20 protein-coding genes and 3 pseudogenes are annotated in these 23,995 nt (G+C 68.5%); 9 read left to right on the top strand and 14 right to left on the bottom strand.

The genetic code is table 11. The features are described 5' to 3' along the window. From ND748_RS07640 to ND748_RS07605, 8 genes are all read right to left on the bottom strand, one after another. Positions 1–1,055: ABC transporter transmembrane domain-containing protein (locus ND748_RS07640; RefSeq protein ID WP_251744957.1), on the bottom strand; the 1,055-nt coding region annotated here is incomplete at its 3' end. Further along, positions 1,052–3,025 (bottom strand): ABC transporter transmembrane domain-containing protein, encoded by a 1,974-nt coding sequence (locus ND748_RS07635; RefSeq protein ID WP_251744956.1) that lies wholly within the window; start codon positions 3,023–3,025, stop codon positions 1,052–1,054. The genes ND748_RS07640 and ND748_RS07635, both read right to left, overlap by 4 nt. 52 nt (positions 3,026–3,077) lie before the next feature. Beyond that, positions 3,078–3,842, bottom strand: a complete 765-nt coding sequence (gene hisF / locus ND748_RS07630) for an imidazole glycerol phosphate synthase subunit HisF (RefSeq protein ID WP_251744955.1) — start codon at positions 3,840–3,842, stop codon at positions 3,078–3,080. Beyond that, positions 3,839–4,567 carry a bifunctional 1-(5-phosphoribosyl)-5-((5-phosphoribosylamino)methylideneamino)imidazole-4-carboxamide isomerase/phosphoribosylanthranilate isomerase PriA gene (gene priA, locus ND748_RS07625; RefSeq protein WP_251744954.1) on the bottom strand — a complete coding sequence of 243 codons (729 nt, stop codon included), beginning with the start codon at positions 4,565–4,567 and terminating at the stop codon, positions 3,839–3,841. The genes hisF and priA overlap by 4 nt, the downstream gene beginning before the upstream one ends. A 120-nt stretch (positions 4,568–4,687) precedes the next feature. Beyond that, on the bottom strand, positions 4,688–5,251 hold the full coding sequence (locus tag ND748_RS07620; protein WP_251744953.1) for a flavoprotein: 564 nt from the start codon (positions 5,249–5,251) through the stop codon (positions 4,688–4,690). Positions 5,252–5,452: 201 nt separating this feature from the next. Next, a complete protein-coding gene (locus ND748_RS07615; protein ID WP_374215870.1) occupies positions 5,453–6,112 on the bottom strand; it encodes an NADPH-dependent F420 reductase in 660 nt (219 codons plus the stop codon). 80 nt (positions 6,113–6,192) lie between these two features. Continuing rightward, complete coding sequence (locus ND748_RS07610) at positions 6,193–7,128, bottom strand: SDR family oxidoreductase (protein WP_251744952.1); 936 nt, start codon at positions 7,126–7,128, stop codon at positions 6,193–6,195. A gap of 145 nt (positions 7,129–7,273) precedes the next feature. Next, positions 7,274–8,008 (bottom strand): SDR family oxidoreductase, encoded by a 735-nt coding sequence (locus ND748_RS07605; RefSeq protein ID WP_251744951.1) that lies wholly within the window; start codon positions 8,006–8,008, stop codon positions 7,274–7,276. A 227-nt stretch (positions 8,009–8,235) separates the two neighbouring features. On the opposite strand from ND748_RS07605, the gene ND748_RS07600 reads away from it, so the two are divergent. Next, a complete protein-coding gene (locus ND748_RS07600) occupies positions 8,236–9,147 on the top strand; it encodes a LysR family transcriptional regulator (RefSeq protein ID WP_251744950.1) in 912 nt (303 codons plus the stop codon). On the opposite strand, the gene ND748_RS07595 is transcribed toward ND748_RS07600, so the two are convergent. Together ND748_RS07595 and ND748_RS34535 are read right to left on the bottom strand one after the other, a co-directional pair. Then, positions 9,099–9,665: a hypothetical protein gene (locus ND748_RS07595; protein ID WP_251744949.1), complete on the bottom strand. Its 567-nt coding sequence runs from the start codon at positions 9,663–9,665 to the stop codon at positions 9,099–9,101. The two genes, ND748_RS07600 and ND748_RS07595, sit on opposite strands and share 49 nt — an antisense overlap. 537 nt (positions 9,666–10,202) lie before the next feature. Next, a complete protein-coding gene (locus ND748_RS34535) occupies positions 10,203–10,856 on the bottom strand; it encodes a TetR family transcriptional regulator (protein WP_251744948.1) in 654 nt (217 codons plus the stop codon). A 417-nt stretch (positions 10,857–11,273) separates the two neighbouring features. Here ND748_RS34535 and ND748_RS07585 point away from each other — a divergent pair, with 417 nt between their 5' ends. From ND748_RS07585 to ND748_RS07575, 3 genes and pseudogenes are all read left to right on the top strand, one after another. Beyond that, on the top strand, positions 11,274–12,110 hold the full coding sequence (locus ND748_RS07585; protein WP_251744947.1) for an oxidoreductase: 837 nt from the start codon (positions 11,274–11,276) through the stop codon (positions 12,108–12,110). Between the two features lie 336 nt (positions 12,111–12,446). Continuing rightward, positions 12,447–12,731: pseudogene (locus ND748_RS34975) on the top strand (transposase); the annotation flags it as partial. 48 nt (positions 12,732–12,779) lie between these two features. Further along, the gene (locus ND748_RS07575; protein ID WP_251744946.1) at positions 12,780–13,100 is read left to right on the top strand and encodes a hypothetical protein; all 321 of its coding nucleotides are present in this window, start codon (positions 12,780–12,782) and stop codon (positions 13,098–13,100) included. On the opposite strand, the gene ND748_RS07570 is transcribed toward ND748_RS07575, so the two are convergent. After that, positions 13,086–14,024 carry an AraC family transcriptional regulator gene (locus tag ND748_RS07570; protein ID WP_251744945.1) on the bottom strand — a complete coding sequence of 313 codons (939 nt, stop codon included), beginning with the start codon at positions 14,022–14,024 and terminating at the stop codon, positions 13,086–13,088. The genes ND748_RS07575 and ND748_RS07570 overlap by 15 nt on opposite strands. A 137-nt stretch (positions 14,025–14,161) precedes the next feature. Here ND748_RS07570 and ND748_RS07565 point away from each other — a divergent pair, with 137 nt between their 5' ends. From ND748_RS07565 to ND748_RS07555, 3 genes are all read left to right on the top strand, one after another. Then, positions 14,162–15,088: an NAD-dependent epimerase/dehydratase family protein gene (locus tag ND748_RS07565; RefSeq protein WP_374215869.1), complete on the top strand. Its 927-nt coding sequence runs from the start codon at positions 14,162–14,164 to the stop codon at positions 15,086–15,088. A 542-nt stretch (positions 15,089–15,630) separates the two neighbouring features. Beyond that, complete coding sequence (locus ND748_RS07560) at positions 15,631–16,581, top strand: alpha/beta hydrolase (RefSeq protein ID WP_251744943.1); 951 nt, start codon at positions 15,631–15,633, stop codon at positions 16,579–16,581. A 154-nt stretch (positions 16,582–16,735) separates the two neighbouring features. Beyond that, positions 16,736–18,238 (top strand): MFS transporter, encoded by a 1,503-nt coding sequence (locus ND748_RS07555; protein WP_374215868.1) that lies wholly within the window; start codon positions 16,736–16,738, stop codon positions 18,236–18,238. Between the two features lie 374 nt (positions 18,239–18,612). Here the strand turns inward: ND748_RS07555 and ltrA are convergent, their stop codons facing one another. Next, positions 18,613–19,875, bottom strand: coding sequence for a group II intron reverse transcriptase/maturase (ltrA, locus tag ND748_RS07550; RefSeq protein WP_251744941.1), 1,263 nt, complete (start codon positions 19,873–19,875; stop codon positions 18,613–18,615). A 661-nt stretch (positions 19,876–20,536) separates the two neighbouring features. On the opposite strand from ltrA, the pseudogene ND748_RS34970 reads away from it, so the two are divergent. Further along, positions 20,537–21,323, top strand: a pseudogene (locus ND748_RS34970) (hypothetical protein). A 363-nt stretch (positions 21,324–21,686) separates the two neighbouring features. On the opposite strand, the gene ND748_RS07540 reads toward ND748_RS34970, so the two are convergent. Further along, entirely contained in the window at positions 21,687–22,097 is a 411-nt protein-coding gene (locus ND748_RS07540) for a VOC family protein (RefSeq protein ID WP_251744940.1), read from the bottom strand. Between the two features lie 250 nt (positions 22,098–22,347). Further along, the gene (locus tag ND748_RS07535; RefSeq protein WP_251744939.1) at positions 22,348–23,034 is read right to left on the bottom strand and encodes a DUF4386 family protein; all 687 of its coding nucleotides are present in this window, start codon (positions 23,032–23,034) and stop codon (positions 22,348–22,350) included. Positions 23,035–23,208: 174 nt separating this feature from the next. On the opposite strand from ND748_RS07535, the pseudogene ND748_RS07530 reads away from it, so the two are divergent. After that, positions 23,209–23,995 (top strand): annotated as a pseudogene (locus tag ND748_RS07530) (hypothetical protein); the annotation flags it as partial.

Below are 23,995 nucleotides of genomic sequence, written 5' to 3'. Positions count from 1 at the left end.
CCGCCGGGGCGGGGCACCGGTAGCCGGCCGACGGCCGGGCCGAGCGCGGGGTCGCGGACGTCGGTCGGGATGTCCAGGACGTCGAGCACCCGGCGCAGCCCGGCCAGTGCGTTGGCGGCGTCGTTGAGCACCTCGGTCATCGACTGGATCGGCATGACGAACAGCGTCATCAGGAACAGGAAAGCGATCAGCCGTCCGGTGCTGAGCGAGCCGGCGACGCCGAGCGCCACTCCCGCCGTGACGACCGCGGCGGTGGCCAGCGCGGCGACCAGCTCGCTGAGCGAGAAGACCCCGGCGACGACCCGCTGCGCCTCGGTCTGGGCGGACCGGTAGCGGCCGATGGTCCGGTCGATGCGCCGCCCGGTCCGGTCCTGGACGCCGTAGGCCCGCACGACCGGGGCGCCGACGACCGCCTCGGACACGGCGCCCAGCAGCTCGCCGACCCGTTCGCGCACGATCGCGTACCGGCCCGCCAGCCGGCGCTGCACCAGTCGGGTCACTACGAACAGGGGGAGGAAGAACGCATAGACAAGGAGGGTGAGCGGCCACGAGTAGACGACCATCAGCACGGTGGCCAGCAGCATCTGGCCGGAGGAGACCAGCAGCATCACGCCGCCGAACTGGAGGAACTGCGACATCTGGTCGACGTCGCTGGTCACCCGTGAGGTCAGCGAACCGCGGCGCTGGGCGGACTGGCTGAGCATCGACAGGTCGTGGATGTGCCGGAAGGCGTGCACCCGCAGGGTGGCGAGGGTGCCCTCGGACAGGCGGTAGAGCCGCAGGTTCATCCGGTAGGTGGCGACGGTGGTCAACACGATGACGACCGCGGCCGCGCCGACGGCCACGGCGACCAGGCCGACGTCGGCGCCGTCGTCGGTCAGCCCGCGGTCGAGGGTCTGCTGCACGACCACCGGGATGACCACCTTCCCCGTGGTGGCCACCAGCGCGAGCGCGAGCGTGCCGAGCAGGCCCCGACTCAGCTCGGGGGACAGCGCGCGCAGCCGGCGCAACGTCGCCGTGAGTGTGGGCTGGGCAGGCGCGGCCGGAGCCGTCACGGGGCTGCCTCCGGTTCGAGCTCCCGGACGTGCTCGGGAACGGCGGGCTCAGGGATGGCGCCGGCCGCGCGGGCGGCGGCCTCGTAGGCGGTGAGCAGGGCGGCGTAGCGCGGGGAGGAGACGAGCAGGTCCTCATGGCGGCCGTGGCCGACAACTCGGCCGGCGTCGAGGTGGATCACCTCGTCGGCCAGCGCGATCGTGGAGCGTCGCTGGGCGACGACCACGACGGTCGAGGCGCCGGCGCTTTCCCGCAGGTCGGCGAGGATCGCTGCCTCCACTCGGGGGTCGACGCTGGCGGTGGCGTCGTCGAGGACGAGCAGCCGCGGGGCGCGGATGAGCGCGCGGGCCAGGCCGATGCGTTGGCGCTGGCCGCCGGACAGGGAGGTCCCGCGCTCGCCGACCATGGTGTCGAGGCCGTCGGGCAGGGCGGCGACGAAGCCGTCGGCCTGCGCGCGGCGCAACGCCGCCCAGACGTCGTCGTCGGCGGCGTCCATGCCGAGGGTGACGTTGGCGCGCACGGTGTCGTCGAACAGGAACGCCTGCTGGGCGACGACGGCGACGGCTCGGCTCACTTCGCCGGCAGCGAGTTCGCGCAGGTCGACACCGTCGAGGTACACGGTTCCGGCCTGCGGGTCGACGAGCCGCGCGAGCAGGTTCACCAGGGACGACTTGCCGGCACCGGTACGGCCGGTGATCGCGACGACACTGCCCGCGGCCACCTCGAAGCTCACCGCGTCCACCACCGGCCGCGCAGGCGGATCGCCGAAGCTCTCGACCACCGGGCCGACGACCGCATCGGCGGTTGGGTCCCCGGTTGGGTCCCCGGTCGGGTCCGCAGTCGGGTCCGCGGTCGGGTCCGCAGTCGGGTGGGCGAAGGTCGGATAGGTGAAGGTGACGGCGTCAAGGCGCAGCGAGGCGGGGCCGGCGGTGGTCAGCGTGCGCGGTCCGTACTCCTCGTGTCCTCGGGCCCGCAGCACCGCCTCGACCCGGTCGTAGCCGACGACCTCCCGCGGCAGGTCCCCGAACACCCAGCCGAACGCCCGCAACGGGAAGGCCAGCAGGGTGAACAGGTAGGCGACCCGGACGAGCTGCCCGACGTCCATCGCCCCCGCGTCGATGCGGATCGCGCCGACCAGCAGCACCAGCAGGATCCCCAGGTTCGGCAGGGCCTCCATCACGGGATCGAACAGGCCCCGCAACCGGCCCGCGTGGATCATCGCGTCGCGAAGCTGCTCGGCGCGGACGGCGAAGCGGGCGGTCTCGTCCTCCTCCCGGCCGAGGGTCTTGACGACGAGGGCACCGTCGAACGACTCGTGCGCCACCGCACTGACCTCCCCGCGCAACTGCTGCGCCCGGGAGTACAGCGGCCACACCCGCCGCCCGTACCAGACGTTGAGCACGCCGAACGTCGGGAAGATCACAAAGCCGATCAGGGCCAGCACCGGGTCGGTGACGACGAGCAGCACCAGCGCCACCACGAGCATGACGAGCGCGCCCAGCGCGAACGGCAGCGGCATCACCGGGGCCCAGGCCGCCTCGACGTCCGAGTTGGCGTTGGACAGCAACGTGCCGGTGGAGTGCCGCTGATGCCAGGACAACGGCAACCGCAGATACTGGCGGGTCACCGCATGGCGGTGCCGCGCCTGCAGCCGGAACACGACCGTCCCGCCGGCGAGCCGGCGCAGGAACATGCCGAGCGCCCGAGCGAGGCCGACGAGGCTGAGCGCCACCGCGGCCAGGACGACTGCCGACCAGTCGGCGTACCCCCGCCGGATCGCCGGGATCACCACCCGGTCGGTGGCCTCGCCGAGTACCAGGGAACTGGCCACCCCCGTCAGCGTGTAGAGGCAGCCGCCAACCGTTGCCACGGCGAAGAGGCGTGGCTCGGCCCGGATGCCCCGCCAGAGGTTCGCGAAGCCCTGGCCGATGACCCCGGGTTGTCGCCCCGGCTTCGCCGCCCGCTCCGACATCGTCACCCTCCGTCAACACGTCACGGCAGTCGCGCCGACGTGGCGGTGGTGGTCAGCGCACCGGAACGCCCGTGTCCCGCAGCGCCGCCTTCACCTCGCCGATGCGCAGCCGCCCGAAATGGAACACGCTGGCCGCGAGCACCGCGTCCGCGCCCGCGCCGACCGCCGGCGCGAAATGAGCGAGGTCACCGGCCCCGCCGCTGGCGATCATCGGGACGTCGACCTCGGCGCGCACGGCGGAGATCATCTCCAGATCGTATCCGTCCTGGGTCCCGTCGGCGTCCATCGAATTGAGCAGGATCTCACCGGCGCCGAGCTCGACCACGCGCGAAGTCCACCCGACGGCGTCGATGCCGGTCCCCCGACGACCACCATGCGTAGTTACCTCGAAGCGGGGGCCGGCTGGATCCGGGCAGCGCCGGGCGTCCACCGAGATCACGATGCACTGGTTGCCGAACCGGTGCGCGCACTCGCGGACCAGCTCGGGTCGGGCCACCGCGGCCGTGTTGATCCCCACCTTGTCGGCCCCGGCCCGCAGCAGCCGGTTGACGTCGTCGGCGGAGCGGACCCCGCCCCCGACGGTGAGCGGGATGAACACCTGCTCGGCGGTGCGCCGGACGATGTCGTAGGTGGTCTCCCGGTCGCCGCTCGACGCGGTGATGTCGAGGAACGTCAGCTCGTCGGCGCCCTCGGCGTCGTAGAGCCGGGCCATCTCGACCGGGTCCCCGGCGTCGCGCAGGTCGGTGAAGTTCACGCCCTTCACCACCCGGCCGCCGTCGACGTCGAGGCAGGGAATCACCCGAACCGCGACGCTCACCCCGCCACGACCGTCGAGGTGACGGCGAGGGCCTCGGGCAGGGTGAAGGCGCCCGCGTAGAGGGCCTTGCCGACGATCGCGCCCTCGACGCCGGGCACCGCGGCGATCGCCACGAGGTCGGCGAGCGCGGACACGCCCCCGCTGGCGACGACCGGCCGGTCTGTCACCGCGGTCACCGAGCGCAGCAGCTCGATGTTCGGCCCGGTCAGCGTGCCGTCGCGGCGCACGTCGGTCACCACGTAGCGGGCGCAGCCGTCGGCGTCGAGGCGGGCGAGCACTTCGAACAGTTCGCCGCCGTCCTGGGTCCAGCCGCGGGCGGACAGCGTCGTGCCGCGCACGTCGAGCCCGACGGCGATCCGATCGGCCACCCGGTCGATCGCCCGGCGCACCCAGTCGGGATTTTCCAGGGCGGCCGTGCCGATGTTGACCCGCGCCGCGCCGGTGGCCAGCGCCGCGTCGAGGGAGTCGTCGTCGCGGATGCCGCCGGACAGTTCCACGGCCACGTCGACCGAACGGACGACCTCGGCGATCAGTTCGCGGTTCGAGCCGCGCCCGAACGCGGCGTCGAGGTCGACGAGATGGATCCACTCGGCGCCGTCACGCTGCCAGGTGAGCGCCGCCTCGAGCGGGTCACCGTACGAGGTCTCGGATCCGGCCTCGCCCTGAACAAGACGGACGGCCCGCCCGTCGGCCACATCGACGGCAGGCAGCAGAGTAAGAGCCATGGCGCAACCCTACGGCCACCGCGCGACGGCCCGAGATCACGGCCGCCGGCTCCGTCGGTGACGACCCGTCTCGACGACGTCGCTCCCGACCGGGATGCTCGGCAGTGGCAGGTCATCGGACTATGGCTGGGCAGTCATCATGGCGGCCACTGCGTCTAGTCCAAGATTCCACGGAAATGCTTCTGGTCTGGACTGGCCCGGGCCATGGGGTTCGTATCCTGCGTCACCGAGCAGGACGTGCACTCCAGCGTCGATCAGGACATCGACGCTCCGCGGGAACGCCGGGTGTGCGGCCTGGGACTTGTTCAGGTATGGCAGAGCTGCCATGGGTAGCCGTTTTCCGATCGCTTCGGTGATGAGGCCGAGAGCGAGAGTGTCGCTGATGCCGGCCGCCCATTTGTTGATCGTGTTGCTGCTGGCTGGGGCGACGAGGATCGCGTCGGGCGCGGGCAGGACGTCGGCCTCTCCGGGCAGCTTGTAGGCAGAACGGGGCGGATGACCGGTGGTCTTCGCCAGCTCGGGGAGGCCTGTTTCGAGCCAGCGCGCCGCAGTCGGGGTGAGGATCAGGCAGGTGTCCCAGCCACGTTGCTGGGCCTGGCTGATCAGGGTGCGGACATGTAGGGCGGGCGGCGCGGCGCACACGACCGCGTAGAGGACCCCGGCCGGCGTGGGGGAAGTCGTCACGCGGGTACTCCAGCCTATCGCGCGGGTTCACGCAAGCCGCTCCCGGACGGTTTCTGTCGGGCATCGACGAAAGCCGCGATGAGCTGGCGGGCGGCGGGGAGGGTGTGGACCTCCTGCGGGCTGATCCGATCGGCGTCCAGGAGCATCCGCAGGGCCTGGTCGCTGCTGACCGGACCGTATCGTGGCCGCACCGACTTGCGGTTACCGCGTTGCGGTGGCCAGTGCCGCGCGGATAGCGTCCTCGCCGACCGGCTGGCCCGTCTCGTTCGAGAACGGCCCGTACGGTGTCCCCCACACCGGCGTGCCCGTCGCCTGCCGCCAGCTATCGGCCAGCGGTCCTGCATCCACCACGCCGTACCCGATGGATTCGATGAATTCGGTCACCGCCGCCTTCGCCGACGCGGAGTCCCCGGCGATCGGCAGGTACGAGCGGTCGGCCGCCCCCGCCGGGCGGGCGAGCGACAGCAGGTGCTTGAAGAAGATGTTGTTGAACGCTTTCACGAGCATGGCGTCCGGGATGTACCGCAGCAACAGTTCGCTCGACGTGAGCGGCTTGCTGTCGAGTTCGGGAATGTGCCCGTCACGCTCGGGGCCGTAGTTGCACGTGTCGATGACCGTCTTCCCGGCCAGTGGCGCGGCGGGCACGTTGGGGAACGCCTTGACCGGCACGGTGACCACAACGATGTCACCGGCCGCCGCAGCCTCCCCGCTCGTCGCCGCGGACGCCCGCGGCCCCAGTTCCGCGGCCGTGTCCGCGAGCGTTTCGGGACCGCGCGAGTTGCTGAGCACGACCTGGTGCCCGGCCTCGACGGCAAGCCGCGCGATGGCGCTGCCGATGGCGCCGCTTCCGATGAATCCCACAGTCGTCATATTCTCAGCGTCCCTCCAGAAGAGCCGCACCCCGTCATCTGCCGGACTCGTTGCGGTTCGGATCCCTGCCATCAACTGGCGGAAAAGTAGTGGCCGTTGTCCAAATCGGCGAGCAGGCTGGGCTGAGCGGGCTCCCAGTCGAGGGTCCGGCGGGTGATGAGGTTGGACGCCGGGTAGCTCTGCGTGACTATGTTCGCGAGGAACCCAAAGTATCCCGGCACCATCAGTACGTCCGCAGGAACGCTCAAGACGGGCAGGCCCAGCCGGTTGCCGATGGCCTCGGCGATCTCGCGGAACGGGATGCCCCCGTCCCCAACCGCGTGCCAGTATTTGCCAGCCGGCCCCTTCTCCAGCGCCAGGCGGAACAAGGAGGCGACATCGCGGACGTGCACGGCGTTCCACAGGTTGGCGCCGTCTCCGGGGTAGCCGACGAAACCCTTCTCCGTCGCGAGCGCGATCAGCTGAACGAGGAAGCCGGCACGATCGGTCGTGCTGTGCGCAATGTTGGCAATCCGCACGACCGAAGACCGCACTCCCCGCTCGGCGAGGCCGATCACGGCGGTTTCCACGACGTTACGCGCGCGCAGGGTGCCCTTGTGCGCATCGCCGCCGGGAAGGGCCGGGTCCTCCTCGGTGGCCGGCCGGCCCAGGTTCCCGGGCGAGCCAATGCTCCCCGCCGAGACCAGCGGCTTTCCGGTTCCCGCCAGTGCCTCGCCGTACGCGAGCATGATCGGGACCTCCGCGGCGGCCACGGCGTCGATCCCGCCGGCGAGAAGCAGGTCTTGCCTGTGCGCGACGTGGATAACGCCGTCGGAATCCGCGGCCGCCTCCTTGAGGCCGTCGAGATCCTCGAGGTCGCCGCGACGCACCTTCGCGCCATGCGCGGACAGCACCGCCGCGGCCGTGTCCGACCGGGCCAGGCCGGTGACCTCGTGCCCGGCGGCGATGAGTTCGGGGACGATGTACGAACCGGAATGGCCGGTCCCGCCAGCGACGAAAACGCGCATGCTACGTCCTTGTAAGAATAGGTGGCGGGGCTGCCGCGGATCAGGGCACCGCAGATGACGGCATCCGCCCAGAAGGCGCCCGCGGCCCACCAATAGCCGACGGTGAACCCGTGCACGGTGGCGCTGACGACCACCAGCGACGCGCTCAGATCACCGTGGTGCCGCCGTCGACAACCAGCTCCATGCCATTGACGTAGCTCGAGTCGTCCGAGGCGAGGAACAACGCGACCGACGCGATCTCCTCAGGGCGGCCCATCTCTCGCCGCGGGATCACGGACTCGAACTGCGCCTTCATCTGCTCGTCCATCACCTTCTCCAGAATCGGCGTGGCAACCTGGCCGGGGGTCAGCACGTTAACCCGGATCTTCCTGTCCCTCAGCTCGGACACCCACACTCGTGCGTAGGCGGGCAGCACGGCCTTGCTCGCTGCGTACACACTCCAATCGGGGTAGCCCCGGAGCGAAGCGTTTGACCCGGTCATGAAGATCGAGCCTCCATCGCTGAACAGCGGCAGTGCCTTCTGGACCGTGAACAGCGTGCCGCGCGCGTTCAGCGAGAAGGCGGCGTCGAACTGCTCCTCGGTGATCTCGCCGAGCCTGCCCTGCTCGCCCATTCCAGCACTTGCCCACAACACGTCGACCGTGCCCTTTTCCCGCTTGACCGTCTCGAACAAACGGTCCAGATCATCGAGGCGGGCCGAATCGGCCTGCACGCCGGTCACGTTCCGGCCGATCAGCTTGACGGCTTCGTCCAGCTCGTCCTTCCGTCGGCCCGAGATGAAGACGTGAGCTCCTTCATCAACGAACAACTTCGCACCGGCCAGCGCCATCCCACTTGTCGCGCCCGTGATCACCGCAACCTTGCCATCGAGCTTTCCCACTACTCCTCCATTCACCTGCCGCGCCGTGACGCGATGGACCGCCCTCAATTCACGATCTGCGCATTCCGACTCAGCACCCTGCCATCAATTCCCACGCCAAACTCTTCGGCCGAATGTGTTCCGACCCCATCGGGTAACTACTGACGATGCCATTGTCCCGAGTGGGTGTCCAAGACCTCTTTCAGCTGCGGTGATACCCTGAAGGCATCGCCGGACCGGGAGGTTCCATGGATCTCGACCTGCGCAAGCTGCGCTATTTCGTCGCCGTCGCCGACAGGCTGCACTTCGGCCGCGCCGCCGATGAGCTGCACATCGCGCAGCCGGTGCTCAGCCGGCAGATTCGCGCGCTGGAACAGGATCTCGGCACCTCGCTGCTGACAAGGGACAGCCACGGCGTGCTGCTGACCGACGCCGGCAGGCAGCTGCTGACCGACGCTGGCCCGCTGCTGGCCTCCGCGCACGCGGTCCGCCGGCGGGTGACCGTGGCCGCGCGGGGCAGCCGGCGGATAATGGTCGGCTTCCGGGCGGGCATCGCGGTTGCCCCGGCGATACGGCTGTTCGCCGACCGGCACCCGGACGTTCTGGTGGACGTGCAGCGGATCGAAGGGGACGACCAGGCCCCGATGCTGCTCGACGGCCGCATCGATGTCGGCTATGTGCGGCTGCCCATCGACGAGGCTGGCCTGCGCGTCGCCCCGCTGTACACCGAGCCGCGGGTGGCGGTGCTGCCCGTCGGCCACCGGTTGGCCGGCCGGGAGCAGATCACCGAGGCCGACCTGACCGGCGAGCCGCTGGTCTGGCACATGGACACGAGCACGCAGCCCACCAGGCGGCCGCACCCTAACGCCGGGTACCTGGTGCGCGGGGTGGACGAGACGCTCGAGCATGTCGCGGCCGGCCGGGGCATCTCGTTCCTGGCCCGTTCGGCGACCGTGTTCTACTCACATCCGAACATCAGTTACGTGCCCGTCTCGGATCTGGCGTCCGACCAGGTGTGCCTCGCGCTGGCGGCATCGCACACCTCGCCGGTGGTCGACGACTTCTTCACCGCGGCTCAGGCGGCGGCCGAGATCACGGCAGAATGCGGAAACTACGAAATGTGGAAGCTTGGAAGCGGTGCTGTCTCAGAGCAGGGTTGAGCAGCTCGACTGACAACAGCAGCGCCAACAGAGGGCGTGCGGTTGGTGGCAGTGAAAGTCCAACGGTTCCTGTAGAGGCTGATGGAGTTCACGGTCCACCACCGCAGGCCGTTCACGGGGTCCGGCGGGTTCCATCCTCCCGGCGGGACGTAGCCCTCGTCCGGCACCGGCATCACGGCAGGATCGGGAATCCACCCCTCCAGTTTGACCCTTCCGTCCGACACCTGGGCCGACACCGCCTTGATCGACTCCACCTCAACATCGATGTACGCCTTAACCGCCTCGAAGAGCGGCGCTAGCTCCTCGAGCCCCTCCATGGCCGCTTTCAGGAACTGATCGAAGAGCTTCTCCATGCCGCCGATCCAGACGACCGCCTGCTTGCTCAAGTGAATGGCATAATAGAGGCCGCTCACTTCGCAGTAGACGTCTCCGCTGATGTCGGCCTTGCCGATGTTGGTCGCCCCGGTGCGCGAGCGGTGCGCGAGCGTTCCGTCAACCGGTTGATGGGGAAGCGGCAAGGTGACTCCTCCTGTCAGGACCGTCGGCCAAAAGGTCGGGAGATCAAGCGGCTCGGCGATGGGCGTTCGAGAACTTATGTCCATCTAGGCGATGGGATGCTCTGGTCTGGTATGGAATCAGCGCCCCCGCTATGGCTCGAACCACCGGACCGGGTGTCTGGCCTGCATGACGACGCTGTGCCGGAACTCGGCTTCGTCGGACATTCCATACCGTGTCGTGCCGGGCCGCGCCGGCCTGAGGATCGCCTTCCCCCAGCGATGTTTCGGTCCTTTGGGGCGAAGTGCGCGAAGCGGGCGAAGTCCTCAATCAGGGCTGCCGCGAGATCGTTCCAGCCCTGCTCCATTCCCGGATCGGAACGCCGATGGCTGCGACCAACTCGTCGACGCCGACCGACACGTCGTCCTCGTCCGACTCCCACGCTGCATCGACCACGACACGCGCCGCATCGCGAATCTCGGGATGTGGCGGCCTGAGCCGCCGGCGGGCGACGGTGGTCCGCGACGTCGATATCGGCATTCAGATGATGGCGGGCGGGGCTACCTCGCGGCGGCGCTCCGTGCCACCAGGCCGAGGAGGATGGCTTCGATAGCGGCGTCGAGGGACTCACGGAACGGCGGATTCATGAACGCCAGGCCCGGCTCGATCTCGTAGGCGGCGACCAGGGCCGGTGCGGGATGGCCGCGGGTCCACAAAGCGCCGACGAGAGCGATGACCAGGCCGGTCGCCTGCGCCGATCGCGGCTCGTCGAGCTCGGGAACGAGACGGCGGAGCAGGGCGGCGAGCCCGACCATGCTGTCCCGCGCCCCCCGCTTGTAGCGGAGTGCGACATCAGTGGAGACGTTCCGCTCCAGGACAGCGGCCTGGGCGCTGAGAAGCTCACTCAGCATCGGATGGGCCTCGAACGAAGCGGCGAGCCCAGACGCCAGCTCGCCCGCGCGAACGGACACCGGAGCGGACGGGTCGACCACCGCCGGGAGCCTCTCGGAGATCTCGACCAGGAACCCGGCGGCGGAGTTGGCCAGCAGGTCCAGCAGCACGGCCTCGCGTGACTCGAAGTAGCGCAGGACGTTGGACTTCGCCAGTCCCACGCGGCGGCTGAGCTCGTTGAGGCTCATCGCCGACACGGGCATCTCGTCGAGCATCGCGGCCGCCGTCCTGAGGATGTCCTCGCGGCGTTCCGTGCGCTGCACCTCGCTCCGCGCGCGCTGGAAGCCTGCCACGCACCCAGTTTAGGAGACCGGCGGTCTCTTGACTACAGACCATCGGTCTCTTATCTTCCAAGAGACCGATGGTCTGTTCCGAATCCTCAGGAACCAGGGCTTGTCGGTGATCTTCAACGATCCGCTCGGCCCCGGAGGGACATGTCATGAAGGCCACCGACACACTCGCGTGAGCTCGGCTGGAGCGCTGGCGAGCCACACCGTCGGCTCATGGACCGCGGGCGGAGCTGGCTCGCTCTGACGGAAGGCTTCGCCCGCCGCAGCATCGAGCCATCGCTCGCGCGGCTCGTCGCGCTGGCCCGCACCTCTGCTCCTGGCGTTTCGGGCGGTCCGACTTCTGACGTCGGCGATCGCCACCCCTCCGCTTCCCCCAGGAAAGGAACCGTCATGGCTCGCAAGGTCGCCCTGGTCACCGGTGCCTCCTCAGGCATCGGTGAAAACACCGCCCGTCGCCTCCATGAGGCCGGCTTCGTCGTGTACGGCGCCGCCCGGCGCGTCGACCGGATGGCGGACCTCGCCGCCACGGGCGTGCGCACGACCGCTCTCGACGTCACCGACGAGGTGTCCACCCAGAAGGCCGTCGAGGAGATCCTCGCGGCCGAGGGCCGCATCGACGTCCTCGTCAACAATGCCGGCTACGGCTCGTATGGCGCGGTCGAGGACGTCCCGATGTCCGAGGCCCGCGCGCAGCTCGACGTGAACCTCTTCGGGCTCGCGCACCTCACGCGGATGGTGCTGCCGGCCATGCGCGCCCAGGGCAGCGGCACCATCGTCAACATCAGCTCGATGGGCGGACGGCTCGCCACCCCCCTGGGCGCCTGGTACCACGCCAGCAAGTTCGCCGTCGAAGGTCTCAGCGACGCCATGCGCCTGGAGCTGAAGCGGTTCGGCATCGACGTCGTCCTCATCGAGCCCGGCCTGATCCGAACGGAGTGGGGCGCCATCGCCGCCGACAAGCTCCGCGCCACCTCGGGGCAGGGACCCTACGCGGCACAGGCCGACGCCATCGCCAGGTCGTTGGAGGAGGGCTCGCGGCCCGACGCGCCTCGGACCTCGCCACCGACCGTCATCGCCGACGCCGTGGTCAATGCCGCCACCGCCCGCCGCCCCCGCATCCGGTACGTCGTCGGCTTCGGCGCCCGCCCGCTCATCCTCCTCAGCAGAATCCTGCCGGACAGGGTCTTCGACGCCTTCATCAAGCGCACCACAGGCGTACCGGCCTGACGACCGCCACCGCGGGCGTCGGGCCGATCCGGCCAACCGACGCCCCAGCCCAGCCCATCCGACCCGACCGGCCGCATCGCTCCCGCCAGCCCGCCGCGGTAGGTGTGGAACGTCGCACTGATGCCGATCCATAGGTCGAACCTATTTACCCAGGTCGGATGCTAACTGCGGAGCGGGGTGGACCTAACGCACCACAATAAGAACCGCCTGATCTTGGTTCAGGGTCCTGAAATAACCATTCGCCCGGTCTCTACGAGGCTCCCGACCAGGGGCGATGCCGAGTGAGCACCCGACTCGCAACATCATCGCCAGAATCGAACATGCGTTCCGCAAGTCTGGCGGGTCCGGACGCTGCGGTCCCGTTGGTGGCGCCGAGCTGGTCCCGTCGTCCCGTCAAAGGCGAGTCGCCCTCGTACTGGCCTGGCGCCGCATCCCCGGCGGCAAGCCCCAGCCGAACTCACCGGATGGTGTGCCCGCCCGGTCCTCGCCGACGCCGGCTACGGAGACTCGGCCAAGTTCCGCCAAGAGCTCACCGATCGGAACCTGGTCTACATCGTCGGCGTGACCCACACCGCGACCGTGGCGGCCGTGCGGGGCTGCGATCCGCCGTTCAGCTCGCGTCCCGGCGGATCTTGGTGGCTGGCCACGCGCCGGTCGTATCGTCGACGGGTGAGTACTCTGCGGGATGAGCTGCACAGTCTGATCGACCGCCTACCCGAGTCGCAGGTGGCGCCGATCCTGGCTCTCGTGCGCGAGAGCGCGCCCGCCGAAAGCGGCGGCGACGAGTGGCCACTGCCCTATTTCGTCGGTGCGTTGGCCAGCGGCAAGGGCGATCTCGCCACCCGTTCGGCTGAGATCCCAGTGAACGCGCAGCCGGCGACATCGACTGAATCGAACATGCGTTCCGAAGCCCTGGTGGTTCCGGAGGCTCCGGCCCGACTCGTGACCGGGATCGGTCCTTGCGGGCCCCACCATTCAGTTCTCGAATAGATCTTGGCTGGGCTGTACGTGGCGCCGGTACCTGCCGGGTGCACTGCCGAACTCACGTTTGAATGCTTTGGCGAACGCGAATTCCGAGCCGTAGCCACAGCGTTCGGCGACTGTGCTCAGTGGGGCCTTGGACTCGCGCAGCAGTCGTGCCGCGGTCGTCATCCGCCACCAGGTCAGGTACGCCAGCGGGGGCTGACCGACGATGGTGGCGAACCGCTTGGCGAAGGCCGCGCGTGACAGTCCGGCCTCCCTGGCCAGGTCTTCAACGGTCCACGGGCGCCCGGGGTAGCGATGGATGTGGTGCAGCGCCGTTGAGATCGCCGGGTCGTTCAGTGCCATGACCCAGCCGGTCATGGCGTGTTCAGACTGTTCTTCGAGCCAGGCGCGCAGGACGTAGAGCAGCAGCATGTCGATGAGCGCGGGCACGATGGCCTCCGTACCGGCGCGGGGCTGTCGCAGTTCGTTGCCCATGAGGTCGACGGCGGCGCGGAGATCGGGATGGTGTCCGACCCGGGCGGGTAGGTGGACGACCTGGGGCAGGCCGTGGAGCAGTGGGTGCGGGCGGGCCTGGTCGAAGCTGTAGGAGGCGCAAAGCATTTCCGTGGTGGCGCCCGCGCCGGGGATGGTCATCTCCCTGATGGGTGACCCGTCGCCGGGCTCGGCGTGGAAGTCGATCGTGGGGCTGCCGGGCTGGTCGACGAGTGCGTGCGCGTCTCCGTGCGGCGTGAACACCACGTCGCCGACGCCGAGCGCCAGCGGTGCGCCGTGCTGGGGGATGAGCCAGCACGAGCCTTGTAGGACCACGTGGCACGCCGCCACGTCCCCGACCGGGAAGAGCACTCCCCAGGGGGCCTGGGACGTGGTCCGCCCCGCGTACGGCTGCCCGGTGCGCATGGCGGAGAGCAGGTCGCTGAGCAGGTCCATACCAAACCCTATCTGGAGACGACTTAGACGCCAAGACATGAACTGTAGACCACCAGTCATTCTCCGTCTTCATCAGGAGACGTATGGTCGAAATCCACGCCGATCCCGGATCGCCCGCAACTCATGAATGGATTTCGATGTCACTCCACGTTGTCGTCGGAGCCAACCACTCCGGAACAGCCACCGCACGCCTGCTCGCCGAGTCCGGTGACCGCGTGCGCATACTCAGCCGACGCGGCGGCGGGCCGGAACACCCGCTGATCGAACGGATCACCGCGGACGCCAGCGATGCCGCCCTCCTGACCGAGCTGGCCCAGGGCGCTGTCACGCTCTTCAACTGCGCATCGCCGGCCTACAACATGTTGCCGATCGAGACTCCGGCGCTGGCAGCCGCGCTGCTGACCGCGGCCGAACGCAGCGGCGCGCGCTACATCAACCTCAGTAACACGTACGGGTACGGCCCCGTCTTCGGGGCGATGACCGAGGACCTTCCTATGTCGCCGACCACCATCAAGGGCCGGGTTCGGGCGCAGATGTGGCAGGACGCCATCACCGCTCACGAACAAGGGCGGATCCGTTTCGCCGAGGTGCGACCCGGCGACTTCATTGGCCCCGGATCGGTGTCGATGTTCAACCTGATGGTCGCGCCGTCTGTTCTGGCCGGCAATCCGGTCCACATCCCGGCGGACCTGGACGCGGCGCACAGCTGGGGCTACCCCGGTGATGTGGCCCGTATGCTCGTCGCCGTCAGCAGAGACGACCAGGCATGGGGGCGGGCCTGGCACGTGCCTCCCATTTCCGACGGCTCGGTGCGCGAGATAGCGGTGCGGTTCGCCGATCTGACCGGTGCGCCCGTTCCCCAACTGGCCAATATGTCGCCGCTGGACCTGCACAACCTGGCCATCTCCGATCCGATCATGGCGGAGATTCCGGAGATGCAATACCTCTACCAGCGGCCCTCCGTCCTGGATGCCTCGCTGGCCGCGCGGACATTCAACCTCAAGCCGACCCCCCTCGACGACGTTCTGATCGAAACCGCCAATGCCATAACGAAATCCGCGTAGCGGGATCGCGGCCACGGGTGCGGCACTCTCCGGCCCCGGCTGCGGCGCGCCTGTAGCGCCCGGCAGTCCGAAGAACGATGATCGCACTGTCATCCGGACGCGGAGTACACGGCTCGTGCGCGCCCACAAATAGCCCGGCCTGTACATGCTCCGGGGCAGTCCTCCTCGGCGCGCGGTTACGCGCCAAATACCGTTCGGTCGGGCCAACATATGTATGTGATGGCAGAACCGTCGGTGGGCCAGGCTATACCAAGGCTATCAGCGATCCTATGCGCCACGTCCCTTACCTCGTCTCCACCGCAACACGGCAGGCTTGGCTGTACGCAGTCCCAGGCGTCGGTCGGCCTCGGTTTCAGCCTGACGGCTCCGGTCGGTGCCCGTCCGCAAGGCCGGTTCTTGTGGCAATTCGGATGCCACGGAGCAGGAACGCCCGTTGTGACAGGCGCGATGTCAGCGTTTCCAGCGGCGGGCGTCCTCACCAGATCCATGCCTTCTTCGACATCAACGTTGGTGGCCAGCAGACCCGCCATGGAAGGAACCGCATGACATTCGCACTCGATCCCCAGCTCGCAGCGGTCATAGGGCCGTTCCTGGCAACCGCGCCAGCGGTAGAGCCCGCGCCGGCGGGTGATTGGAAGACCCGGCGGATGAACGTTGAAGCGGCGCTGGCGCAAATGATCGCCGCCTTGCCCGCACCCGAAGGCGTGGCGACCACAGATTACGAAATCGACGCCCATGGCGGCGCCGCCATCGCCCTGCGCTGGTACGCCGCGCGCGAATCGAAGCCCGGACCGGCTGTCCTCTACTTCCATGGCGGCGGAATGATCCTCGGCAGTGTCGGGCTCTACGATCCGTGGGTCGCCCGATACGTGTCAGCAGCCGGTGTCCCCATGCTGTCGGTCGAGTACCGCCTCGCCCCCGAGTACCCCCATCCCACGCCGGTAGAGGACTGTTACGCGGCGCTGCGGTGGTTGGCTGACCACGCGGTCGAACTCGGGGTCGACCCTGCACGGATCGCGGTCATGGGCGATAGCGGAGGCGGTGGACTGGCCGCCGCGGTGGCTCTCCTGGCGCGCGACCGAGGCGGCCCCGCGCTCGCCCAGCAGATCCTGATCTACCCGATGCTCGACGATCGCAACACGACGCCCGATCCCGCGATCGCACCGTTCGCGGGCTGGAACCACGACGACAACATCACAGGATGGGGCGCACTGCTCGGCACGACGCGCGGTGGGCCCGACGTCTCACCGTACGCGGCGCCGGCCCGAGCAGACGACCTCACCGGCCTGCCGCCGGCCTACGTCGAAGTGGGCGAGCTCGACATTTTCCGTGACGAGAGCATCGAGTATGCACGTCGACTCGCGGTGGCCGGTGTTTCCATCGAGTTGCATGTGCACCCCGGCGCGCCCCACGGGTTCGACGCTTTGGGACCGGAGACCGATGTCGGGCGGCGCGCCACCGCCGACCGCGTCCGAGTCCTGACCGGTCTCTGAACCAGCCAGAAACCTGAACAAACCAGGAACTCGACCTCGGATATTCAGCCTCGGATATTCCGCCTATTTACCGGACCGCGGATGCGGATTCCCCGGGTCCCGCCGCGCTCCCCGGCACGCATTCCCCACCGCCAGGTAGGAGTCGGACGATCTCATGATGAATTCAATGACTCGGTCGCCAGCACGGTCCGGACACAGGCTCGCACTGCTGGCGTTTGCTCAGCTCATCATCGCACTGGACTACAACATCGTTTACGTGGCGCTGCCCGAGATCGGCGCCGATCTCAACTTCTCGGCCCAGTCGCTGCAATGGGTGGTGAGCGCCTACGCCGTCGGCTTTGGCGGAATGCTGCTGTTCGGCGGCCGCGCGGTCGACCGGCTGGGGGCACGCCGGATCTTCCTGGTCGCTGTAGCCATCTACGGCGTCTCGTCCCTCGCCGGCGGGCTCGCCACCGAACCCGGGCTGCTGGTGACCGCGCGCGCCGTGCAGGGCGTCGGCGGAGCGCTGCTCTTTCCCGCCATCCTCACTCTGATCTACAGCGGTTTCGCCGAGGGAGCCGAGCGCAACCGCGCCCTGGCCGTCTGGGGCGCCGTCGGCAGCGGCGGCCTTGCCGCCGGCTCCCTGCTGGGCGGTCTGTTCACCGACTGGTGGGGCTGGCAGTCCGTCCTGTTCGTCAACGTCCCGCTCACGCTGATCGCCCTGCTGGCCGCGCCGCGACTGCTGCCGACCGACGCACCGCCCCAGCACGGTGTGAAGGCGTTCGACGTGCCCGGCGCGCTGCTTGCCACCGCGGGCTCCTCGCTCATCGTCTTCGGCCTGGCGAGCGGCCCGGAGACCGGCTGGACCTCGGTCCGCGCGCTGGGCAGCATGGTGATCGGCGGCGTGCTCCTCGTCGCCCTGCTGGTGACCGAGGCACGCACCCGGGACGGTCTCCTCCCGCTGCGGCTGGTGCGCACCCGCACACTGGCCACGACCATGGCGGTCGCCTTCCTCTTTATGGGCACCCTCGCGACCGGGTACTACGTGCTCACCACCTACCTCCAGCCCGTCCTCGGCTACAGTCCGACGCAGGCGGGCCTGGCGTTCCTTCCCCTCTGCGTGTGCTCGATGGTCGGTGGCCCAATGACCGCCGTCTTGCTCACCAGGTTCGGCATCCGGGCCACGCTGGCCGGGGCTCTGGTGACCAATGGCGGCGGGGTGGCCCTCGTCTGCGTGGTCATGACCGCGGATGGCTCGTTCTGGTCGATGCTGCCGGGCATGGTGTTGTGGGGCCTCGGCGGCGGCGTCGGTTTCACCGCCACCTTTGCGGCGGCCGGCATGGGCGTCGCGCCCATGGAACAGGGCGTCGCCTCGGGGGTGGCCTCCACCTCCCAGCAGATCGGCGGCGCCGTAGGCCTAGCCGCCCTCGTTGCGGTCGCCAACCACGGCCTCGACTACAACGCGGTCCCCGGGCCCACGCTGGCCGAGATCGTTGACGGCCTCCGGGTCGCCGGCGTCCTCGCTGGCGCGCTCTCCGTCGTAGGCGGCTTCGTCGCCCTCTTTCTCGAAAGCCGCAAGACCACCGACGCCACGGCCGGAGCAGCTTCTGCCGACGATGAGGACGAGGAAGTAGCCGCCAGCGGCACCGCCGACGAAGTGAGCCTCACCGCCAAGTAGCTCCGGCTACGCCAGGAAATCTCGTAGGCGCGCCTCCCGCCCACCACGCCGACGCGGTAAAGCCGCGTCAGGCCAGCCGCGAGCGCAGCCGCCCTGGAACTATCGGTCACCGTTAGTCGCAATGATCGGCTACAGGGTGAGCGGACTCGAACCGCCCATCCTGCGCCTGACCTGCGCCGATTCCCCGAACAAGCCGCCGGCCCACGGCACCCGGGCCGACGCGGCCTACCGTTTCGCACCACCCGAGCAGGTCAGATGGTTCATCACGGAACGTGGTGGATCTAACGCACCACAATAGTCGGGTGGCCGGGGAGGATTGCACTCCCCGGCTCCCACAGAACGGGGCATGATGGTCTCCCATCACTCCGCTCTTCTCATCCAGCCAGCCAGAAATGTGGCATCCAGGCCCAGTGCGCGAACAGCTTCCGGTCTCTTTTGATAACCGCAAGCCACCACGACTGGACGTTTCTCAGTGCCCTCAACCGCTTGTATTTCTTACGGGCCCATCGCACCAGGTAGGTGTTGATGCTTCCGAGAAGCGGATACATCTCGGACCGGTTGTACCGGCCCCAGTAGTTCATCCAACCTCGCACGATCGGGTTTATCGCAGTCGCGAGGTCGTCCAGAGTCCGCCCGGTACGCCTGTGCATCCGCCAGGAACGGACCTCGGCTTTCTTCGCCGTCAGCTTGTCCTCGCTGATCGCGGGAGCGAACGAGGTGAAAGCGCGGCCGGCAGCCGCGTTCCACGCCTTGCGAGGACGGAACGTGTACCCGAGGAACGTGAACGACGTGTGCTCGTGCGAGCCCCGCCTGCCACTGTCCTTGCAGTACACGACCTTGGTTTTGGTCGGGTGCAATCGTAACCCGACCTCTTCCAGCCGCCGGCCGATCGCCGCGCGTACCTGCTCGGCCTGCCGCCGTGTCGCGCAGTGCACCGCCGCATCGTCCACGTACCGTTCAAAGGTGACGTTCGGATACTCCCTGTCCATCCACCCGTCAAAGGCGTAGTGGAGGAACAGGTTGGCGAGCACGGGCGACACCGCTGAACCTTGTGGGGTCCCGCGGGCCGGCGTCGTGCGGGAGCCGTCGGGGTGGCACACCGGGGCGACGAGCCACCGGCGTACGTACAGCACCACCCACGGCTGGTCGGTGTTGGCCTCCACCGCCTTGACGATCAGGTCGTGCGGACAGCTGCCGAAAAAGTCCTGGATGTCCAGATCGACGACCCAGTCCTTCAGCCAGCAGCGCCGCCGGCACGTTTCCACCGCGTCCAGCGCGGACCGCCCGGCCCGGTAGCCGAAGGAGTCGACATGAAAGATCTGTTCCATGCGCGGCTCCAACGTCAACGCCACCACGGTCTGGGCGATCCGGTCGGCCACGGTCGCCACCCCGAGCGTCCTCGACCCCCCGCCTGGCTTCGGTATCTCCACCGCCCGCACCGGAGAAGGAAAGTAGCTGCCCGAGCTCATCCGGTTCCAGATCCGGTACAGATTGCCTTTCAGATCCTTCTCGAATTCCTCGACCGACTGCCCGTCCACCCCCGGCGCACCCTTATTCGCCTTGACTTTCCGGTACGCTTCCCAAACCAGCCCCTTCGAAATTCGGAACGGCTTTTCTTTCGGCTTCGATGGCTCCACTCGATCCCTCCCAGCAAGCTGGTTGCCCGAACAAACCACCACGGATGAGCCGGCCCCTTCGCTCCACCCCCGTTACAGAGGCTTCGTCACTACTACGAGCCGGTCCGCCGGCGAGCGCCGCGACGGTACTCAACGCCTCCAGTTTCTGCTGTACGGCGCACTCCCTATCGCTACCCGTCACCCACTCGACTCGCCTTCCCACGTTCCACGTAGAAGCCGCAGACCGGACTCACGTCGCCTTCATGCCGGACACCACCTGGCCAGAAAAAGGGACACCCGCCAGATTCATCCCGAGACCGGTTCTATAGCCTCGGTTCCGATGCCACCTATTCAAATAACGACACGTCGTCAGCGATTCGCTCGCGCTCGTCTTCCCGGTCCCCACCTGACGTACTCACGGCACGCCTTTTCCCCAACGCTCACCACAACAGTCTTCAGCTAATGCGGCTTGGGGCGGTTTGAAGCCACCCCCCACCGGGCGGCTCCGAGGGGCCACAAAACCCTCATCATCTACGCAGCACCGCGTCGAGCAAGACCACCTACCTCAACTCGGCCTCACTCTCCGCGCTCGTGGCGCACAGAACCGCCTGATCTTTGTTCAGGGACCTGAAATCATCATCCGCCCGGTCTCCACACGGTCGCTGACCAGCGACGATGCCCGATGAACCGCCGATCGGTAACATCATCTGGCGGATCGAACGCATGTTCCGCAGGTCTGGCGGTTCCGGAGGTTTCGGTCCGCCTGGTCACCATGATCGTGGGGGTTGTAGTCGGTCTGACGTTCCTGTTCGGCTTCGGGAACAGCTTCGCGCTCGGGGTGCGAATCGGGTCCCGATCTGGATAGCGCCGTTGGTCGCGCCCGCGGTGGACCCGTCCGTGGTCGCGCTCCTACTGGGCACCAGGCACCTCGCAGTACACGACGGGCCCGTGAAGGTGCTGCGCGCGGCACGGCGCCTGCTCCTGTTCGCAAGCCTCGTCACACTGTTCCTGAACATCGCCGAACCGTTGATCGCCGGCCACTACGGGCGTGCCGCATTCGATGCGGTCGGACCGGCTCATCCTTATTGGCTGGGGCGGGGTTGCCCCGACCTTCTTCAGGCCATGCAGACCACCGGTGCGGACGATTCTCGGTCCGGCCCGGCCGCATTCCTTGCCTCGCCCAGCTCGGCCGAGCGGGATCGACCTGCCCCTGCCATCCACCGGACCGACGGGCCTGGAGTGCAGCCGAGGAAAGCCCGTGAAAAGGATTTGCTTCACCGGGCGCGGGCCGAGGATGTCCTGCACTGGCAGGTGCATCAACGACCTATTTCCGCTGAGACACTTCGTAAACGTCTGCGTGTCGGGGCGGGACAGCCCGTGGGCTGGTAGCGCAGCTTCGCAGCGACACCCGCACCACGCTCCGCAGCTACGTGCCACAACCGGCGGCGCCGCAGCCGCGTCCAGGATAGATCGGTGGACAGTTCGACACCGCGACGGTTCCGACGCACCCAGGCAGGATCTGCTGCATCGGGCACGCGCCGAAAATGTGCTGCGCTGGCAGCACCACCAGCGCCCCACCTCCGCCGATACCTTCGTAAACGGCTTCACGTCGGCGCGGGGTTGGCACGGTCCCCGGCCGCGCAGCTGCGCGCCGACACGCACAGCGCCCTCGGCCGCGCCGTAGGCACGATCACCGCCGGTGGTGAACCGGAGCTCGAGGATTCTGGCACCAGGCCGGCGCGAGGAATAGGTGGTGGTCAATCAAGCGATCGGGCCCCGCTACGCTGGGGCCCGCCTGGCCACCTTCGACCGGCAGCTGCAGGTCGAGCGGTTCATTGATCGGCATGGCAGCAGATTTCCAGCTCCATGCCGTCCGGGTCGCGGAAGAACAGCGACCACTCGGATCCGAGCCGCTGGATCTTGCCGGTGTCAGCCCCCAGACTGCGCAGCCGATCCCTAGTGGCTTGGAGGGTCTCCAGCGAGTCGACGGCGAGAGCGAAGTGGTCGATCGGGCCCCGCCCGCCTTTCTGGCGCCTGTCGCCGATGATGGCTTCGGCCGGCACCTCGAAGACATTGAGCGCGGCACCTTCACCGAGGTCGACGACGGCCATGCGTGGGTGGTCTCCCACAGCCTGCATCTCGGACGTCATCGTGGCCCCGAGTGCGTCGGTGTAGAACTTCACGATCTTATCGAGATCGGCTGTGAGCGTGGCGACGTGATTGAAACCGATTGTGACCGGCACTGCGTCCTCGTTTCGGTCAGGACATCTGCTCGACGTGGTTTGCCAGGTCTGTCTCGGTGACGGCATGAGTGGAGATCTGGCTTGCGGAGATCGGCCGCGCTGGTGAGCGGCGGCGATGACTCCCGGGGAAATGCGAGGCCGTCGGTGGACGACCCCTCCCGGGCTCGTCGTGGAATTGGTGCCGGGGCTGGGAGATGGCCATTGGCAGGCTGGATAGTGGGACAGGCGCGGGCCAGCGCGGCGGCGGCCGTTAGGCGGCGGTGTTGGCTGCGGGAGTGGTGCGATGCGCGTGGTCGGGGTCAGTCCGGGGGCGGAATGCCGCGGCGACCCAGGTGAAGCCGACGAGCGCGAGCACCGCGACACCGATGATCACTGGGCGGGCTGGGCCGGGGGCGGTGAGCATGATGCCGACCCCGCCGAGGCCGGTGAGGGCGGCGGCCGGTAGCGGGGCGACTCGGGCGCGGTAGAGGCCGATGGCGAGCAGGAGGTAACCGACGCCGCCGGCGACGAGCGCGAAGAAGATGACGTTTCCGATGCTGGCGTTGTGGAAGTGGTCCCACAGGTCGACCATCGCGGCCCGTTGGGATTGCCGGGCGATCTGTCCGGCGATCAGTGAGGCCGTCGCGATACCGGCGAGCGCGATCGTGCCGACGACGGTGAGCGTGGCGCCGGTTGCGGCCAGTTTCGGCTTGTGTGGGCGGATGGCCGCCGCGAGTGTCAGGCCGGCTGGGATCAGGAGCGCCGCGGCGAGCATGGCGAGCAGACCACCGGCGTCCGAGCGGGTCGGGTGGGCGCTGACGTCTGCGAGGAAGTTCGCGGGATCGTCCACCCAGGGGGCGGAAAGAAGTCGCGCGATCAGGGCGACCAGTGGTGCGGCGACCAGGCAGAGCAGCAGGGCCGGGGGCGGTGTGGGGCCACTACGGGCGGATGGGGTCATCGGAGGCGTCCTTTCGGCGGGTGGAACGGTTGCCGCGACGGTGTCGCATCCGGACCGTGGGGCGCGTCGGAGTACGCCCGGATCTTTTCTTCCGGGTATTCCCGGAAGAAAAGACGACCGGTGCGGTGTCACCATTCACGGATGGAGATGACGCTGGCGCGGCGGAGAACCGCGGTGGCTGTCGCGGGGGCGGCGTGGCTGCTGCTGCCGGCCGGCGTCGGTGTGCTGGTGTGGCTGGATCAGCGTCTGCGCGCCATGGGACGTCCCGACCTCGTGACGACCACCGGCGGGGCAGAGATCCCGTTTGTGCTGGTCGCGGCGACCGCGTCGACGGTCGGAGTCGCTCTCGCGCTGCGTCGCCCGCGCCATCCGGTCGGTTGGCTGTTCCTCGCCCTGGGCGGCGTCCTGCTGCTGTCCGGTGGGACACAGGGGTATGCCGCCTACGGCGCGGTGGCCCGCCCGGGTCGTCTGCCCGCCGCGGACCTGGTGGCGATCTACGCGGATGCCGGTTTCATTCCATGGCTGGTGCTCGTCGCGCTCATTCTTCATCTGACGCCGACGGGCCGACCGCTGTCCGCCCGTTGGGGACGGCTCGCGCTCGCGACCGCGGTCGCCGGCGGCCTGTGGCTGCTCGTGGGTCTGGTCACCACCGAGACCATGCAGCCCCCGTTCCAGTCAGTCACCAATCCGCTGCTGATCGGTGGGCCGCTCGGTCCGTTGCTGGTCGCGCGCAGGGTCCTAGGGCTGGCGACTGGTGCTGGTGTTGTGCTGGCGGCGGTGTCGCTGATCGTCCGGTTCCGCCGATCCGTAGACGTCGAGCGCCGCCAGTTGCTGTGGGTGGCGGTGGCCGCGGTCCCCTTGCCGGTGCTGATGGCTGCGTCGTTCGCGAGCCTGTCACGATTTTCGTGTAAGCCGGAGATGAACAGCCTACGTGTGGTTTCTCGTGGTGTGCCTGGTCAGG

This window comes from Frankia sp. AiPs1 (assembly GCF_023716945.1).
GTDB lineage: Bacteria > Actinomycetota > Actinomycetes > Frankiales > Frankiaceae > Frankia.
Note: the sequence above shows the minus strand (reverse complement) of the source record. Positions and strands in the feature narration are given on the sequence as shown.